Source organism: Anoxybacillus kestanbolensis, from assembly GCF_001996285.1.
Classification (GTDB): domain Bacteria; phylum Bacillota; class Bacilli; order Bacillales; family Anoxybacillaceae; genus Anoxybacillus; species Anoxybacillus kestanbolensis_A.
In genome coordinates, this window is sequence record NZ_MQAD01000017.1 from 1 (window position 1) to 18,111 (window position 18,111).

General features: G+C 44.1%; 14 protein-coding genes and 1 riboswitch. Of the genes, 11 read left to right on the top strand and 3 right to left on the bottom strand.

Annotation, left to right across the window (positions count from 1 at the left end):
- The 3 genes from BO219_RS09855 to BO219_RS09865 all read left to right on the top strand — a co-directional run.
- Nucleotides 1–729: IS3 family transposase (locus tag BO219_RS09855; RefSeq protein ID WP_143271286.1), on the top strand; the 729-nt coding region annotated here is incomplete at its 5' end.
- Nucleotides 730–841: 112 nt separating this feature from the next.
- Nucleotides 842–1,573: an HI0074 family nucleotidyltransferase substrate-binding subunit gene (locus BO219_RS09860; RefSeq protein ID WP_077429433.1), complete on the top strand. Its 732-nt coding sequence runs from the start codon at nt 842–844 to the stop codon at nt 1,571–1,573.
- 11 nt (nt 1,574–1,584) lie between these two features.
- A complete protein-coding gene (locus tag BO219_RS09865) occupies nt 1,585–1,890 on the top strand; it encodes a hypothetical protein (protein ID WP_004577751.1) in 306 nt (101 codons plus the stop codon).
- Nucleotides 1,891–1,972: 82 nt separating this feature from the next.
- Here the strand turns inward: BO219_RS09865 and BO219_RS09870 are convergent, their stop codons facing one another.
- Together BO219_RS09870 and ade are read right to left on the bottom strand one after the other, a co-directional pair.
- Complete coding sequence (locus tag BO219_RS09870) at nt 1,973–2,563, bottom strand: hypothetical protein (RefSeq protein WP_006322908.1); 591 nt, start codon at nt 2,561–2,563, stop codon at nt 1,973–1,975.
- 42 nt (nt 2,564–2,605) lie between these two features.
- The gene (gene ade / locus BO219_RS09875) at nt 2,606–4,318 is read right to left on the bottom strand and encodes an adenine deaminase (protein ID WP_077429402.1); all 1,713 of its coding nucleotides are present in this window, start codon (nt 4,316–4,318) and stop codon (nt 2,606–2,608) included.
- A gap of 23 nt (nt 4,319–4,341) precedes the next feature.
- Nucleotides 4,342–4,443: riboswitch (purine riboswitch) on the bottom strand.
- Between the two features lie 153 nt (nt 4,444–4,596).
- On the opposite strand from ade, the gene BO219_RS09880 reads away from it, so the two are divergent.
- The 4 genes from BO219_RS09880 to gatB all read left to right on the top strand — a co-directional run bounded on the left by BO219_RS09880 (nt 4,597) and on the right by gatB (nt 9,394).
- The gene (locus tag BO219_RS09880; protein WP_077429403.1) at nt 4,597–6,051 is read left to right on the top strand and encodes an alanine/glycine:cation symporter family protein; all 1,455 of its coding nucleotides are present in this window, start codon (nt 4,597–4,599) and stop codon (nt 6,049–6,051) included.
- A gap of 137 nt (nt 6,052–6,188) precedes the next feature.
- Nucleotides 6,189–6,479 carry an Asp-tRNA(Asn)/Glu-tRNA(Gln) amidotransferase subunit GatC gene (gene gatC / locus BO219_RS09885; protein WP_077429404.1) on the top strand — a complete coding sequence of 97 codons (291 nt, stop codon included), beginning with the start codon at nt 6,189–6,191 and terminating at the stop codon, nt 6,477–6,479.
- 12 nt (nt 6,480–6,491) lie between these two features.
- Nucleotides 6,492–7,949: an Asp-tRNA(Asn)/Glu-tRNA(Gln) amidotransferase subunit GatA gene (gene gatA, locus BO219_RS09890; protein ID WP_077429405.1), complete on the top strand. Its 1,458-nt coding sequence runs from the start codon at nt 6,492–6,494 to the stop codon at nt 7,947–7,949.
- Between the two features lie 14 nt (nt 7,950–7,963).
- Nucleotides 7,964–9,394, top strand: coding sequence for an Asp-tRNA(Asn)/Glu-tRNA(Gln) amidotransferase subunit GatB (gene gatB, locus BO219_RS09895; RefSeq protein ID WP_077429406.1), 1,431 nt, complete (start codon nt 7,964–7,966; stop codon nt 9,392–9,394).
- Here gatB and BO219_RS09900 read toward each other — a convergent pair.
- A complete protein-coding gene (locus BO219_RS09900) occupies nt 9,381–9,854 on the bottom strand; it encodes a hypothetical protein (RefSeq protein WP_077429407.1) in 474 nt (157 codons plus the stop codon). The genes gatB and BO219_RS09900 overlap by 14 nt on opposite strands.
- Nucleotides 9,855–10,034: 180 nt before the next feature.
- Here BO219_RS09900 and BO219_RS09905 point away from each other — a divergent pair, with 180 nt between their 5' ends.
- From BO219_RS09905 to BO219_RS09920, 4 genes are read left to right on the top strand one after another with little or no spacing between them, the layout of a single operon-like run.
- Entirely contained in the window at nt 10,035–11,516 is a 1,482-nt protein-coding gene (locus BO219_RS09905; protein WP_077429408.1) for a TIGR02677 family protein, read from the top strand.
- Between the two features lie 11 nt (nt 11,517–11,527).
- Nucleotides 11,528–12,694, top strand: coding sequence for a TIGR02678 family protein (locus tag BO219_RS09910; protein WP_077429409.1), 1,167 nt, complete (start codon nt 11,528–11,530; stop codon nt 12,692–12,694).
- Nucleotides 12,684–16,823 carry a TIGR02680 family protein gene (locus BO219_RS09915; RefSeq protein WP_077429410.1) on the top strand — a complete coding sequence of 1,380 codons (4,140 nt, stop codon included), beginning with the start codon at nt 12,684–12,686 and terminating at the stop codon, nt 16,821–16,823. The genes BO219_RS09910 and BO219_RS09915 overlap by 11 nt, the downstream gene beginning before the upstream one ends.
- The gene (locus BO219_RS09920) at nt 16,820–18,052 is read left to right on the top strand and encodes a TIGR02679 family protein (protein ID WP_077429411.1); all 1,233 of its coding nucleotides are present in this window, start codon (nt 16,820–16,822) and stop codon (nt 18,050–18,052) included. Before BO219_RS09915 ends, BO219_RS09920 begins: the two co-directional genes overlap by 4 nt.
- Nucleotides 18,053–18,111: the final 59 nt, after the last annotated feature.

Sequence of the window (18,111 nt, forward strand, 5' to 3'; positions counted from 1 at the left end):
GAATCAGAGTTAGAACGGTTGATTCAAGAAATTTGTGTAAAGAATCATTATCGTTATGGTCATCGCAAGATAAGAGAAGTCCTACGGCTTAAATATGGAATCAAGTTGAATCGCAAAACCGTACAAAAAATCATGCAAAAACAGAATCTTCAATGCCGTGTGAAGAAAAAACGTCAAAACTGGATCAATGGAGAAAGTAAAATCATCGTACCGAATCGTTTAAACCGTGATTTTACGGCTTCTCAACCAAATGAAAAGTGGGTAACGGATATCACTTATTTGCCGTTTGGTACTTCGATGCTTTACTTGTCAACCATTATGGATTTATACAATAATGAGATTATTGCCTATCAAATCAGCGACCGACAGGATGTTCAGCTAGTGTTAAAGACACTAGAAATGGCCGTAAAAGAGCGACAACCAAAACAAGTGTTACTCCATAGCGATCAAGGGGCGGTCTATACGTCTTATGCTTTTCAACATTTAGCCAAAGAAAAAGGCATTACCACGAGCATGTCCCGCAAAGGAAACTGCCATGATAATGCCGTAATAGAATCGTTTCATTCTTCATTAAAGGCTGAAACATTCTATTCACAAGAAAAACAAAATCTCACTAACTCTATTGTAAAACAAATGGTTCAGAATTACATCTATTATTATAATCAAATTCGAATTCAGGCCAAATTAAACTACCTGTCTCCTATTGAGTTCAGGAAACAGGCAGCATAGGTGTTTTTTCTGTGTCTCAAATAGGTGGGTCAGTCCAATGCTAAGAGGGGTTTAAAGTATACATCCTTCATATAATATAGAAGTGGGTGGTGATGGGCGATTGAGTACAAACATGTACGGATTAAAAAAGCAAACATTTTATAACCTCATTTATGTGTTTCAAAATTATGCTGACATCATTGAAAGAGTGATTTTGTTCGGATCAAGGGCAAGAGGCGATTATAAAGAAACATCGGATATTGATATTGCGATTAAGTTTAGAAACAATAACGAGCAGCTGTACCGCATTCAAGACGATTTAGAAGAAGCAAATATCATTTATACTGTGGATGCCATTGATTACGAAAAGATCACCAATGAAAAGCTCAAATCGTATATTGATCTCGAAGGAAAGACAATTTTTTTAACGAATGAACGCGGGGAGGTAGTCGTGACGATGAATAAAATCATTGATAAACTATTTGACTTTGAAAAAGCATTAAATAAACTGCATCAAAGCATCGCGCGTGATGTGGAAAAAGACGACTTAGCTCTTGACGCGACAATTCAACGATTTGAGTTTACGTACGAACTAGCATGGAAATGGATGAAAAGCTACTTGGAATATAACGGAAATAACGAAGTGACAAGTCCGCGAAAAACGATTAAACAAGCATTTAAAGAAGGACTTATTCAAGATGGAGAAGCGTGGATTCAAATGTTAGAAGATCGAAATAGGACATCACATACGTACGATGAACAAATAGCGATGGAAATTTATGAACATATTCGCCAGCGATATGTTCATTTATTTGATCAGTTATTAGTAGAGATGAAAAAACGAGTTCGTGAATTGGAAGAATAGGGGGAGAATGAGTGAAAAAATTTTTAATAGGAGTTTTGTTGTCGTTTGTCATGTTTGCCCTTTCGCTCTCATTATTTAGCGGTTTTTCTTTCTTTATTGCCATTTTTCCAATTGCAGTACTAGCTGTTCCGTTTATATGTGCGGTAACAGAGGCGCTCATTTCTTTTATCGATGAAAAATGGGGATTTAAATGGGATGGGGCTGTTGTTTTAGGGATCGCAACGATTACGTCGCTTCCTTTTTATCCTTCTTGTGTTTTTGTAGCTTCAATTTATATAGGAGCATTGGGATATTATGTGGGGCGGAGAATCATGTAATTTCATTCATTTCTGGAAGTGATGTTACCTTTAAATGAAAGAAGTATATAAATCGAATTTCATAGAGAGGGAAATGCCCTCTCTATGAAAACAACCGATTTCTCATTTTGAAAAGTTCGCGTTCCGTCATCGTTGTTTTATGAACGGTGAAATCAACGTCAAGTTGGAGGTTGTTAAGACGTTCGTTGAATTGTTTGTAGTGGGAGTCAATTTTTTCGTTTAGTGCGTGGATTTCTTGTTTCATTGCTGTCATTTCACCGCGCATATGATGGACATCCATCGTTAAAGCTTCAAGCTTTGCGTCCGTTTCGTCTTGACGATGGAGAAGAGCGTTCATAAGATCGTAAAGCTCTTTTTGTCCATTTTTTAATGCTTGTTGCTCTTCGCGAATGAGTTGCTGCTCTTTGCGGAATGCATTCATTTCCTCCCGCAACGAGTTTATTTCTTCACGGAATGTTTTCTGCTCTTCGCGAATAGCCATTTGTTCCTCACGAATAGCTTGTTGTTCTTCACGAATGGCTCGCTGTTCTTCGCGAATGGCTTGTTGTTCTTCACGAATGGCTTTTTGCTCTTCACGAATGTCCTGCAACTCTTTTTGGATGTCTGTGACGACGAGTAAAATTTTCTCCAATAATTGCTCGCTCATCTTCTCACCTCCTTTGCACACAACCATATTATAACATCATTCGACAAAAAAGAGGGATAAAAAATCCCCCTATGCTTCCACGTCTATAAATTGAAACGATGAAACGTCAAATAAGCCTTGGTCGGTTAATTTCAGCTCTGGAATGACTGGCAATGCTAGAAAGGCAAGTGTAATAAATGGGTTAAATTGTTCTGATGCTCCAATGGTTGTTAAAGCGTTGTGAATTGTTTGTAGCCGCCCTAGCACTTCTTCATACGTTCTTGCTGTCATCAGTCCTCCAATTTCAAGCGGCAAGTCTGCTAACACATGTCCATTGTCGACGACGACAAGCCCACCGTTTATATGTTTTATATGTTCAATTGCAACGATGATGTCGTTATCGTTCGTTCCGATGGCGATGATGTTATGTGAATCATGAGCAATCGATGACGCAATCGCCCCTTTTTTCAGTTGAAAGCCGTTGACGATACCAACACCAACGCCAAGACCACGATGACGTTCAACGACGACAAGCTTTAACAGATCTCGTTCCACTGATGGTTGAAAGACCCCGTGTTCAACATCCACTTCTGTCATGAGCCGTTTTGTATGCAAATGATTTGGGATAATTTGAATGACATTTGCTTGCTTTCCGCGTGTAAACGGAATTTGCACATCTTCTTTTGTTACCTTTTTAGTGTGAACCGATTGTGCAACCGTTTGATCGATTGCAGTTGCTTTCGTTACGGAAAAGGTAGCGCGTCCATTTTCTGCAACGAGTACCCCTTTTTTATAGACGTGCGTAATGGAAAACGACTGTAAATCTTCCACGAGCAAAAAGTCGGCATCATACCCAGGAGCGATCGCGCCTTTCGTATATAGGCGATAACATTCTGCCGCATTTAATGTCGCCATTTGAATAGCTGTCAGTGGATTCATGCCTGCTTGAATCGCTAGACGAATATGATGATCGATACTTCCTTCCGTGACAAGCTCATCAATATGTTTATCATCTGTGCAAAATAAAAAGCGGCGCGCGTTATACGTATTGACAGCTGGAAGCAGTTTATGCAAATCCTTTGCAACCGACCCTTCGCGAATTAAAACGTACATGCCGCGTTGAACGCGAGCGAGCGCCTCATGGACTGTGACACATTCATGGTCAGTATGGACATTGGCGCTTCGATAGACGTTAATAGCTGTCTCATCAAGACTAGCTAGATGACCGTCGATCAGTTTATTTGCTTCCATCGCAGCGGCTAGTTTCGCAAGCATAGGTTGCTTTCCTTCTAGAAGTGAAGGATAATCCATCACTTCTGCAAGCCCAAGCACGCGCGGATGGGAGAAAAACGGTGTTAACTGTTCAGCGTGCAATGTCGCGCCAGCATGTTCAAAATCGGTGGCGGGTACGCACGATGGCAACATGACATATACATCAAGCGGAATGTGGTCGGAATCGTTTAGCATAAATTCAATGCCTTTTGTTCCAGCGACATTCGCAATTTCGTGCGGATCAGTAATGACGGTAGTGACGCCGTGTGGAACGACGACGCGAGCAAACTCGCTTGGAGTGACCATCGACGATTCAATATGAACGTGGCCGTCAATGAGCCCAGGACATACGTATCTCCCTTTGGCGTCAATGATGGTTTGCCAGTCATATTCTCCGATGCCGACGATTTTTCCATCAGCAATCGCAATGTCTCCTTCGATGATATCGTGGGTAAAAACATTGACGATTTTTCCGTTTTTCACAACAACATCAGCGATTTGTCTTTTGGAAGCTACTGCAAGTTGTTTCATAGATGTTCCTCCTCTTCAACTCGATACGAGGAGCGATCCCCCGTAGTCAAACGATTTACGGTCGTTTGGTAGAAACTTCCGGACCATATTTCCGAAATTATACGAGTTGTTTTTTGAAAATTTTTTTCATTCTACAATGTCTTTTGTTTTTTCGTCAATAGTTGATTGATGTCGAATAAACGATAAAAAATGATATTGTTTCGTGAAAAGATTTTATTATATAATTCTAATAAGTTTGAAAAGTGAAATATTTTTATTTGAGAAAGGAGATGAATGTTTTGGAGAATATTGTCGGATTTTTAAACGAATTATTATGGAGTCCTGTCATGATTTACTTTTGTCTTGGTGTCGGTCTTTTATTTTCAATTATTACTCGCTTTTTACAAGTGCGCCATTTTAAAGACATGATTAAGCTCATGTTTCAAGGGAAAAGCTCTGATGCCGGCGTTTCTTCATTCCAAGCGCTATCGATTGCGCTTTCGGGTCGAGTAGGGACAGGGAATATCGCCGGAACAGCAACAGCCATCGCCTTTGGTGGACCTGGTGCTGTGTTTTGGATGTGGATGATCGCGTTTATTGGTGCATCAAGTGCATTTATTGAGTCAACATTAGCACAAATCTACAAAGTGAAGCAAGACGGACAATATCGCGGCGGTCCTGCGTATTACATTGAGAAAGGGATCGGCTGGAAGTGGTATGCAGTACTATTTGCGATTTCGTCAATTATTGCAGTTGGATTGTTAATGCCAGGCATTCAGTCGAACTCTATTGCGACCGGTTTAAATAACGCCTTCGGTTTAAGCCCGACATTAACAGGTATTTTGCTTGTTGCGTTGCTTGGGGCTATTATTTTCGGGGGAGTAAAACGCATCGCAACTGTAGCGCAATATGTCGTTCCTTTTATGGCACTTGCTTACATCTTACTGGCGCTCGTCATTATGGTATTAAATATTACACAGTTGCCAGCTGTATTTGCTTTGATCATAAAAAGTGCGTTAGGATTTGACTCCGCATTCGGTGGCATTTTAGGTATGGCGATTTCATGGGGAGTAAAGCGGGGCATTTATTCGAACGAAGCTGGTCAAGGAACAGGACCGCATGCAGCAGCTGCTGCTGAAGTATCGCATCCAGCGAAACAAGGACTTGTTCAAGCGTTTTCTGTATATATTGATACACTGCTCGTTTGTTCAGCAACAGCGTTTATGATTTTATTTACGGGAATGTACAATACAGTTGGTGCGGATGGTGCATTTATTGTCGAAAATTTAAAAGGGGTAAACCCTGGCCCTGGTTATACACAAGCAGCGATTGAAACAGTTTTCCCAGGCTTTGGTGCGGCGTTTGTCGCTATTGCGTTATTTTTCTTTGCGTTTACAACGATCATGGCGTATTACTACATTGCTGAGACGAACGTTGCTTATTTAATGCGTGGAAAAAATGGCATGTGGTTGATGACAGGATTAAAAATTATGCTTTTAATCGCAACGTTTTACGGGGCAGTCAAAACAGCAGATTTAGCGTGGGCGCTTGGCGATGTCGGTTTAGGTGTCATGGTTTGGCTCAATTTAATTGCTATTCTTATTTTGGCGAAACCAGCGCTTCAAGCGCTAAAAGATTATGAAGATCAAAAAGCAAAAGGACTCGATCCTGTATTTGATCCGACGAAACTAGGTATAAAGAACGCTGATTATTGGGTGCATGATTTCAAACGGGATGAAGAGCGCGTATCATAATATGATCGAGATGCCCAGTTGGGTATCTCGATTTTGTTTATCGAAAAACAAAATGAATGGCAAATGTTGCTTCACTGCGCGAAAGTTTGGTATCATCATAGTATTGTGAAAGGTCGATAATATCGGAGGTGAGACGTATGTCACGAATTTCAATCGAGCAAGTGAAACATGTGGCGCATTTAGCGCGTTTAGCGATTACAGAAGAAGAGGCAGCGGTGTTTGCGAAACAATTAGACGCCATTATTACGTTTGCGGAGCAGTTAAATGAGCTGGATACAGAAAACGTTCCGCCAACGTCGCACGTGTTAAATATGAAAAACGTCATGCGTGAAGATGTACCGACAGCTGGTCTTCCGCTAGAAGACGTATTGAAAAATGCACCAGACCATCAAGATGGACAATTCCGAGTGCCAGCTATTTTAGAGTAAGGAGGGAAGAACATGTCATTGTTTGATTATCGTGTATCTGAACTGCACAATTTATTACATAAAAAAGAAATTTCCGTTTCGGATTTAGTAGATGAATCGTTTAAACGGATTGCCGAAGTAGAAGAAAAAGTACAAGCGTTTTTAACGTTAAACGAAGAACAGGCGCGAGTGAAAGCAAAACAGTTAGACGAAAAACTTGCAACGGAAAAGGAATTTGGTTTACTTTTCGGAATGCCGATCGGTATTAAAGATAACATTGTTACAAAAGGGCTTCGCACGACATGTGCAAGCAAAATTTTATACAACTTCGACCCGATTTACGATGCAACTGTCGTTGAGCGTCTCAATGAAGCTGATGCAGTAACGATCGGTAAATTAAATATGGACGAGTTTGCGATGGGGTCGTCGACGGAGAACTCGGGCTTTCAACTCACGCGCAATCCGTGGGATTTAGAGCGTGTACCAGGCGGTTCTAGCGGCGGTTCAGCAGCGGCAGTGGCAGCAGGGGAAGTACCGTTTGCGCTCGGATCGGATACAGGTGGTTCGATTCGTCAACCAGCTGCGTTTTGCGGGGTTGTTGGGTTAAAACCGACGTATGGTCGTGTCTCGCGCTATGGGCTTGTTGCGTTTGCGTCTTCGCTTGACCAAATCGGCCCAATTACACGTACGGTAGAAGATAACGCATATGTACTACAAGTCATTTCCGGTTTAGATCCGATGGATTCTACATCCGCAAATGTTGACGTACCAGACTATGTTTCTGCCTTAACAGGCGATATACAAGGGCTAAAAATTGCCGTGCCGAAAGAATATTTAGGCGAGGGTGTATCAGAAGAAGTGCGCCAGTCGGTGCTCGATGCCCTAAAAGTATTAGAAGGCTTAGGGGCAACGTGGGAAGAAGTATCGCTTCCTCACTCCAAATACGCCCTTGCGACGTACTATTTATTAGCGTCTTCGGAAGCATCGGCCAACCTTGCCCGTTTTGACGGTGTTCGCTACGGGTATCGCACAGATAATGCGAAAAACTTAATGGAGATGTACAAGCAAACGCGTAGCGAAGGGTTCGGCAACGAAGTGAAGCGCCGCATTATGCTCGGAACGTTTGCGTTAAGCTCGGGCTACTATGATGCGTATTACAAAAAAGCGCAAAAAGTGCGGACACTCATTAAACAAGATTTTGAGAACGTTTTTGAAAAATATGATGTGATTATCGGGCCGACGACGCCGACGCCAGCGTTTAAAATCGGCGAGAAGACGAGCGACCCGCTAACGATGTACGCGAACGATATTTTAACGATCCCGGTCAACCTTGCTGGTGTTCCAGGTATTTCTATACCATGTGGCTTTGTTGATGGCTTACCGGTTGGATTACAAATCATCGGCAAACATTTTGACGAAAGTACAATTTACCGTGTAGCTCATGCGTTCGAACAAGCAACAGACTATCATAAACAAAAACCAACGTTGTAAGGGGGGAATAAGTGATGAATTTTGAAATCGTCATCGGACTTGAAGTGCACGTAGAGCTAAAAACGAAATCGAAAATTTTTTCAAGCAGTCCAAACGCGTTTGGAGCGCCCCCAAATACACAAACGAGCGTCATTGATTTAGGATATCCGGGCGTTCTTCCGGTGCTGAATAAACAAGCGGTTGAATACGCGATGAAAGCTGCGATGGCGTTAAACTGCGAAATTGCGACGGAAACGAAGTTTGACCGGAAAAACTATTTTTATCCGGACAACCCGAAAGCGTACCAAATTTCGCAATACGACCAACCAATTGGACAAAATGGTTGGATCGAAATTGAAGTGAACGGCAAAAAGAAAAAAATCGGCATCACACGCATTCATTTAGAAGAAGATGCCGGAAAGCTGACGCATACAGGGGATGGCTATTCGCTAGTTGACTTTAACCGTCAAGGCACGCCGCTTATTGAAATCGTATCTGAGCCAGATATTCGTTCACCAGAAGAAGCGTATGCGTATTTAGAAAAATTAAAATCGATCATTCAATATACAGGCGTATCCGATTGTAAAATGGAAGAAGGTTCGCTTCGTTGTGACGCCAATATTTCTCTCCGTCCAATCGGATCTGACAAATTTGGTACAAAAACGGAGTTAAAAAACTTAAACTCGTTTAACTTCGTGCGGCAAGGATTGGAGTACGAAGCGAAGCGCCAAGAGAAAATTTTGTTATCTGGAGGAATCATCCAGCAAGAAACGCGCCGTTTTGATGAAGCGACGAAAACAACGATTTTAATGCGTACAAAAGAAGGTTCAGAAGATTATCGCTACTTCCCAGAACCAGATTTAGTGATGCTTTATATTGATGACGAATGGAAAGAGCGAGTACGTGCGTCGATTCCAGAGCTTCCAGATGCACGGAAAAAACGGTACATTGAGGAACTTGGTTTGCCAGAGTATGATGCGAAAGTGTTAACACTCACAAAAGAGATGGCGGATTTCTTTGAAGCAACGGTTGCAAATGGAGCGGATCCGAAGCTTGCATCGAACTGGCTGATGGTTGAAGTATCTGCTTATTTAAACGCAGAACAAAAAGAACTGCACGACATTGCTTTAACACCAGAAAGTCTTGCAGGCATGATTAAACTCATTCAAAACGGTACAATTTCGTCGAAAATTGCGAAGAAAATCTTTAAAGAACTTGTAGAAAAAGGCGGCGATCCGGAACAAATCGTCAAACAACAAGGGCTTGTGCAAATTTCTGACGAAGCAACGTTGCGCAAAATCGTATTGGAAGTGCTCGATGCGAATCCGCAATCGATCGAAGACTTTAAAAACGGAAAAGACCGTGCGATCGGCTTCTTAGTCGGTCAAATTATGAAAGCAACAAAAGGACAAGCCAACCCACCGCTTGTCAATAAGCTATTGCTTGAAGAAATTAATAAACGATAAAAACAAAGCGGCATTGCCATCGGACAATGCCGCTTTGTTTTTGTAGGTGTACAAGCTTTTGTAAAGTGCTTTCGACTTTAAATACACGATTGTTTAATACTTGGATGCTCGATTCATGGTCGGTGAGGGCAGGGAGTACTTTCTCTTCGAGTATGTTGGTTAAGCGGGTGATGTTTCCTTGCATGTTGTGGACATCGAGCGCGAGTGCATCGTATTTTGCGGCGAGCGCCTCTTGACCGTGACGAACCGCTTCACAAATCGCTTTCGTTTCGAGTGTTCGTTCATCGAGTAGTTGCACTTTTTCGTCGAGCGCTTGCACTTGTTGGCGTAAGGAAGATACTTCTTTTTCAATAGCTTCCACCTTTTGCTCGACTGCTTCCACTCGTTTTTCTAGCGATTCGACTTTTTCTCGAGTTGCTTTTACTTCATGAAGAATTTCGTATAGCAGCTGTTCTACCATTCCTTTCACCTCCTTTTCGTTTCCATTTTACACGAATCGACAGCGGATGACTAGCGAACATATTCGTGTTTTAAGCAAGCTTCTTATAGGCGAGCACATTTTCCCAACGACGTTTTAGTAGAGAACGGCTGGCGAATCGATTACAATGATAGTAGATGAAGGATATAAGGGGAGCACAAGATGGATACGTCATGGCTAAAGCCGATTACGGAGGCGAAATATTTAGTAGTTGATAACGCGTACCGGTACCGCGCGATTTTACGCTATTTTTATACGCAACACGAACGAATGCGGCAATATTTGTTTCCAGAAGAAGTGTACGCTTTTTTAAAACAATTCGATGAATTTCAAGATTATACAGAAGAAGAGCTGCAACAAGACCTAGAGCAGCTCGTCAAATGGAGAAACTTAATCGCTAGACAAGAAACGGGTCATATTCGGACGATTGAGGAATTTAAAAAGAAACGGTTTCGCTATCAATGCAGCCCATATACGGTTGAAATCGAACGAATGATTCGCACGCTTGAGCAGCTAGGGGAGACGTTTGGCGGCTCGCTCGAAAAAACGCGGTTTGACCGCTTGTATGCGTCGCTTGTCCGAATGGAATCGATTATCCACGATGGATTTGCCGAAAAAAGGGAAGAAATGAATCAAGTGTGGGAAGAAACGTTTGATTATTTTAAAAAAATCATCCAAAATTCTGCCGACTATATTGCCTATTTAAACGGAGAAAACATGGAAGAACGGATGATGTCTGATTCATTTCTCGTCTATAAAGAACAGTTTACCGCTTATTTGCGCGATTTTATCGTCGCATTGCAAAAAACGTCGATGCAAATTGAAAAACTGCTCGAAGACTTGCCAGAGGACGGTGTTCGCCGTTTTATTGAGGAAGTGGTCGCTTACCAGCTTGCCATTCCACGCTTTGAAGGGGCGATTCTTTCGCGTGAACAGCTAGTAGAAGAGAAATTAGACACGTGGCGCAGTTTAAGCGAATGGTTTTTAGGACGAAACGGGCATGAAAGCGAACTGTCGTTTTTACAAAAGCAGACAAACGAAGCGATTCGGCGAATGACGCGCGTCGTTCAGCGCTTAGGGGAACGTCATCACCACTTCCGCAGCCGAAAAAAAGATTACTTGCATTTAGCGAAATGGTTTTCTTCATTAGAAACGATAGAAGAAGCGCATAAATTATCGGCGGTTGTGTTCGGCTGTTTTCATACAAAGCACATCGTCGCCGAAAACGATGCAACGGAAAATATGTACCGCGATATTTGGGAGGAACAGCCGGCAGAATGGCTCGTAAAACCGCGCGTTCGCCACTACCGAGAAAAGAAAAAGCCGGAAGCAATGATTGATCGGCGGAAAGAAAAAGAGGAAACGATGGCCGCCTACTTAGCAGCGAAACAACAGGAGGAAGAAGAACTCACACAGCTTATAAACGACGGAAAAATTGTACTTCAGGAGCTACCGGTCGTTGCTTCGCATATTCGCAAAACGCTGCTCGGGTGGATTGCAAAAGCGATGGGGCGAGAAGACCGGACGGTGCAAACGGAAAACGGATGGAAAGTGAAAGTAGTCCAACGTGAAGGGACGATTATACTGAAAGCAGAAGATGGTACGTTAATGATGCCAAATTACGAAATCCATTTGCTAGACTAGGAGAAGAGAGAATGGAAAAAGAGTTCGATGAGAAAGCGAAAGAAGCGTTAACGGAGCTGTTTGAACAGTTTTGGATTGTTCGGGAAAAAGAGCCGGAACTTTTTCAAAAAATACGGGAACGTGAAAAAGTGTTAAAGCGGTATGTGCAAGAGAAATTCGGCTATCGGCTCATTGTTCACCGCTATTTTGCTAAGCTCGAAAAAATACCAGCCGAACCAGAAGCGTGGATGGGAATGGAGTCGTTTCAAGAACCGCTCGACTACGCGTTATTTTGTTGCTTGTTAGCATATTTAGAAGGAAAAGCAGTCGAAGAAAAATTTTTATTGTCTGATGTATGCGAAGAAATAAAAGCGATGTATCCAGGCGAAACGGCGCTCGATTGGACGAACTACCAACATCGTCGCGCGTTAATTCGCGTCTTAAAAACAGCCGAGCAAATCGGGATTATACATCACGTCGACGGGGAAGTTGAGGCGTTTGCCAATCAAGAAGACGAAGAAGCGTTGTATGAAGTTCCTGTACTGTCCCGCTATTTTATGCGGTCCTATCCGAAAGACTTCATTCAATATGAAACGATCGAGCAACTGTTGGAGGAAGAGTGGAAAGTGTCACCCGACGACTACCGCCGCCACTTTATTTATCGGCAGCTCTTTTTATCTCCTGTTGTATATCGTCGGCAAAAAGACGACCCAAACTTTTATTATTTGCGCAACTTCCGCCATCGACTGCGCGATGACATCGAGGCGCATACCGATTTTCGCTACGAACTATATAAAAATGCAGCCTTGCTGACGATTCCAGAACGGCAACATGTGTATACGTTATTTCCAGATCAAAAGGGAACGTCGGATATTATCCTTCATTTTGCCTCTGTCGTTCGCGCTCATTTGGACAACTATCCACCGGATGAATACGGGCAAATCCACGTGACGATGTCCGATTTTCGGCAGCTGCTTCACCGGTGCAGCGAGCAGTATGGCGAAGGCTGGAGCAAAACGTATCGGGAAATGACGACGGCACAGCTCGCCTCTGAACTGCTCTCTGCTTTAAAAGACTGGAAGATGGCAGAATATGAACAGGAAACGGGCATGGTCGTGCTTTATCCGCTGCTTGGACGACTTGTCGGTCAATATCCAGACGACTTTACAACGAAAGGAAGAGACGATGATGACAAATAAATGGGTGCTTCATCGCGCGGGATTAATTAATTTTTGGTATTACGACGAACAATATTTCGAGTTTGCCGACGGCAAGTTGTTGTTGCGCGGGACGAACGGCTCTGGGAAGTCAGTAACGATGCAAAGCTTGCTTCCTGTCTTATTGGACGGAAAAAAAACGCCCGACCGGCTCGACCCGTTCGGTTCTCGGGCACGAAAAATGGAAGATTACTTGCTTGGCGAAAAGGAAATTGTCGATCGCGATGAGCGGACAGGCTATTTATTTTTAGAATATAAGCGAATGCAGACGGAACAATACGTAACGACAGGGATTGGCTTACGGGCAAAGCGGCAAAAAAATATGGACTTTTGGGGGTTCGTCATTTTTGATAACCGCCGCATCGGTCGCGATTTATTTTTATATAAAACGGAAAAATCAGCGGATGGAACGGAAAAAATCCCGCTCACCAAACGCGAACTGGCGAATGTACTTGGCAACGGCGGAACGGTCGTGGATTCACAAAAAGAATATATGGAGCTCGTCAATAAGCACGTCTTCCGATTTGAATCGATGGAGGCGTTTCAAGAATTAATTGAGCTATTGATTCAATTACGTAGCCCGAAGCTATCGAAGGATTTCAAGCCAACGGTCATTTACGAGATTTTAGAAAGCTCGCTCCCCGCGTTGACAGACGACGAGTTGCGCCATTTATCGGAAACGATTGAAAATATGGACCAAACGAAACAGCAGCTAGAGCAGCTAGAGCGCGATGAGCAATCACTAAAACGGCTTTGTGCGCAATATCGAGCGTATAACGAGTATATGATTGCGGAAAAAGCAAGCGAATGGATAAAGGCTGACAAACAAGTGAAGCGGCTAGCAGAAGAAGAAAAGCAATGGCTTGCGGAGGAACAGGAAAAGCAAGCGCACCTTGTCGATTTGAGCGAATACATTCAAACGCTTGCAAACGAACAGGACGTATTGCATCAACGAGAATTAGAATTAGCGAGCCACGAAGTGTTTCAAGCGGCGAAAGAATATGAGCGAGTCCAACAAGAAATACGCGACATTCATGACAAGCAACAAAAACTATTGCGGCAAATCGATGAAAAAGAGCAGCTCGAACGCCGCTATAAGCGCCAGTTAGAAGAAGACGAAGACCGGCGGTATCAGATAGAAAAGCAACTCACGCAGCAAGTAGAAGACTTACGGCATGATGCGATGGAAAGTTCCTTCTCTTCCCATGCTCTTAACGAAGCGGACTTTGCTCGACAGCGCCAAACGAAATTTGATTTTACCGTCTGGAAGCGAGAAGGACAAGAATACGTTGAAAAACTAGAACAAACGATTGCGCTTTGGCGCCGCCATGATGAAATGAAGGCGCGCTATGAAGAAACGAGTAAAGAGGCAGGGGAGCTGCAGCGGGAAGTAGACGAATTGCGCCATGAAGAAGCGAAATGGCTCGAACTGTTAGAAAACGAAAAAGCGCGTTTCCAACAAGAAGTATTTCGCTGGCTCGAACAATACCAAGACGTTTCCGTACCGGAACCCTCTGTCCAACTATTTTTACAGCGTCTTCACGAACTATACGAAACGTATCACGTCGATGAGATGAAGCAACCGTTTACGGAAGCGTATTACGAAGCACTCAATCGAAAAAACGAAGAAAAAATGAAGCAAAAGCATACGTGCACGTTATTGGAGGAAAAAATTGCTACAAAAGAAGCCGAATGGAACCAATGGAAAACGCAAAAAGACCCCGAGCTCATGCGCGATGAACAAACGATCGCAGCGCGGGCGGAGTTAGACGAAAAAGGGATTGCTTTTGTCCCGTTTTATGCAGGGGTGGAATTTCAAGACCATGTACCAGAACCGCTTCGGGAGCGGATTGAATCGGCATTGTATCATGCAGGGCTACTTGATGCGTTAATTACAGAAACCGATGTCGAAGTAGCGTGTGACCGAGTGATTGTTCCACGTCCTGTCGAACTGGCGCATACATTAGCAGACTATTTGCAGCCAGATGTAGATGAAGGATGCAAAGTGTCCAAAACGCGCATTAACGAAGTACTTCAAAGCATCGTTCTTGCCGATGGAGAAATGGACGGAACGTTTATGCTTCATGAAGAAGGGCGTTATACGCTCGGCTTAATCAAAGGGCATGCCCCGGCGCGGGAAAAAGCGTTGTTTATCGGACGCACTGCCCGCAAGCGTTGGCGGCTAGAAAAGATCGCCGCACTCGAAGCAGAACTCCACGAACTTCGCGCCCAGCTTCATGAGGGAACCGACATGCTAAAACAGCTCGAGCAGACGATTGCGCAAATAACCCGCTGGTTTCGTGCTTTTCCAACCGACCGCGACATGCGCGCAGCCTTTGAAGAACGAGAAAAAACGAAGCGAATGATAATAAGCAAACAACGCGAATGGGAAAAGAAAAACGAAAAGTTAGCCCAGCTTGCCCGCGATTGGCAACAAGCAAAACAAACGTTGCGCGAGCAAACCGAGGGGCTCGATTTAGAGTTTTCCAAGGACGGCTATGAACAGGCGCTTGTTTTTATGAAATCGTATATGCGTGGGCTTCATGAATTGCAAATGACCCATCGGGAGTTTCTCCATTTGCTCGACATGATTCATCATCGGACAGAGCAGTTAGAAACGTTGCAACAAGAAATCGATGAAACGAAAGGCGAACGGCATATGCTCGCAAAAGAGCAGCAAAAACTCGAACTGAAGCGACAAGAAATCGAGCGGACGCTGCAACTAATGGGCGCAGAAGAAGTTCAAGCGGAAATTCAGCGCGTCCGCGACCGGTTGGCATTTTTGCAGCGAGAAATGCCAGCGAAAATGAACGAGCGCATTGCGCTAGAGCATGAGCTGAAAGCCATTCGTGAAAAATGCGAACAGCTTTCGGTGAAAGAAACGTTCGCAAAGCGGCTAGCGGAGGCGTGGAAGCGGTCGTTTGCGCGAGAGCTTTCCCTTGAGCTTGTAGAGCTTCACGGTTCTGATTGGTTGGAAAAAGCAAAAGAAGCGATGCAGCAATACGGGGCGCTAGCGAAAGAAGCTCGAACGTCGCTTGTGAACCGATTAAATAGCGTCTTTTTCCAAGAGTCGGCGAATTTAACGGAATACCGGCTCAGCCAAGAGCCTGTCGCAGCTGAGGAGGACAATTTGTTTACGGATATCGAGCTAGATGAAGAAATGGAATTAAAAGTATCCGGATGGAGAGAAAAGCAAGACCGCATCGTCCTTTTGCTTGATTATAAAGGGCAGCGCGTATCACCATTTTATGTATTGCGTGAAATCGAGCACGACATTTTCTTGCAGCGGGAATATATGAAAGAGCAAGACCGCGAATTGTATGAAGAAATTATTTTAAAAACGATCGGTCGAATTTTGCGCAGCCGCATTCAACGGGCGGAGCGTTGGGTAAAAGATATGAACGAACTAATGCAACAGCTCGACACGTCTTCTGGGCTGGTGTTGTTTATTCAATGGAAGCCGCGCACCGCGGAAACGGAAGAAGAGATGGATACGAAAGAGCTTGTCGAGTTGTTGCGGATGAACTCGCGGCTATTAAAAGAGGAAGATTTGCAGCGAGTGACGAAACATTTCCGCTCGAAAATTCATCGAGCGCGCGAATTGCTAGAAGAGCGCGGCCAAGGCAATACGCTCCACCAAATTATTAAAGAAGTATTAGACTATCGGAAATGGTTTTCATTTACCCTTTATTACCAAAAAACGAATGAACCGAAACGAGAGTTGACGAACCAACGGTTCTATCAATTTAGCGGCGGGGAGAAAGCGATGGCGATGTATATTCCGTTGTTTGCCGCGACGTATTCGCGTTATCAAGAAGCAGCAGACGATGCGCCGTACATTATTTCGTTGGATGAAGCGTTCGCGGGGGTAGACGAAAATAATATTCGCAATATGTTCGGGCTTGTCGAGCAGCTTGGGTTTAACTATGTGATGAACTCGCAAGCGCTCTGGGGCGATTATGATACCGTTCCGGCGCTATCGATTTGCGAACTCGTTCGTCCGAAAAATGCTTCGTTCGTGACGGTCATTCGCTATTATTGGAACGGAAAAATAAAGCAGCTTGTTACGGATGAAAAGTTAGCGGCAATGATGAGAGGGGGATCGCATTGAATCGGGTAGAGGAAGCGGTGCAATTTTTTCGCGGTGAACGTTCGTTTCACCGCCTTTTTTGCGAAATGAAAAAGAAATACGAATCGCTTGGTCGCATAGGGGGCACGATTTCCGTTTCGTCTTTTTCGGCGGAGGAAAAGGAAGCGATCGCGTCGTTTTTTGGCAAAGAAATGAGCCGCGTGTCGCTCGCGGCGTTTGAACAACAGCTTGCGAATACAAGGTTTGCCGGCATTTCTCTCGTGGAGTTGCTGTCATGCTATTTTGGCGAGCCGCTCGTAACGAAAAAAGAGCAACAACAAGAAATAGAGCGGGAAAAGGAAGCCTATTTTACCCGGCTTATGAATACGTATCGAGCACAGCGCGATTGGTTGATGGCGGTAGAAAAGCAGCGGTTTGTGCAATTAGCGTATCAACAAAACCATCACGCGTTAGAGGCGGCGCTTTCTGCTGTTTGCCGCGCGCTCGAACAGCTTCCGTCCACCTACGTTCGCTTGCCCGTTTTTGCGCAAAAAGTAGCGAACGATCCGCATATGTTTGATTTGCATACACTTGCAGGGAAGCTATTGCTTTCGGCGCTCGAATTTTATACGGACACCGAGTACGACCTTTCGGCGGTCGAAGACGTGAACGAACTATTGCAGTCGTATCGGCTGTTGCGGGAAGATGTATTAAACTTTGTGACGTGCGCTGGCGTGATGGCAGAAACAGAGAAAGGCCGCCATCCTGTTTTCGCTGCCGCATGTGCAACGAATACGGCGCTAAATGTGCCGTTACGGGAAGTGATGCCGCTAGTGCGGGCGTATCCGTCCGTAGGAAACAACGTCTTTGTCGTCGAAAATGCCGGTGTGTTTTCGACGCTGTTAGATGCGAACGTACCGCTCATTAGCACAAACGGTCAATTGAATTTAGCGACGAGGTGGCTGTTTGATTTACTCGTAAAAGAAGGGGTTACCCTTTATTATTCGGGCGATTTTGACCCGGAAGGACTAAAAATGGCGCAGCGCCTTGTCGAGCGGTACGGTTCATCTGTTCGGCTTTGGCATTACGACTGTTCTGATTATTTGGCGACCAAACCGACCGTTCCGCTATCCGATGAACGTTTGACGAAACTGCAATCGGTGACGCTTCATGACTTGCAGCCAGTAAAACAAGAAATATTGCGGCGGAAAAAAGCAGGATACCAAGAGGCGCTTGTGGAACAGTTGAGGAGGGAGGTGAAGAGAAGGTAAAGGATCTATTTTTCGAATAATGCATTGACAGGCGTGAAGAAAAAGAATAAGATAAAGAT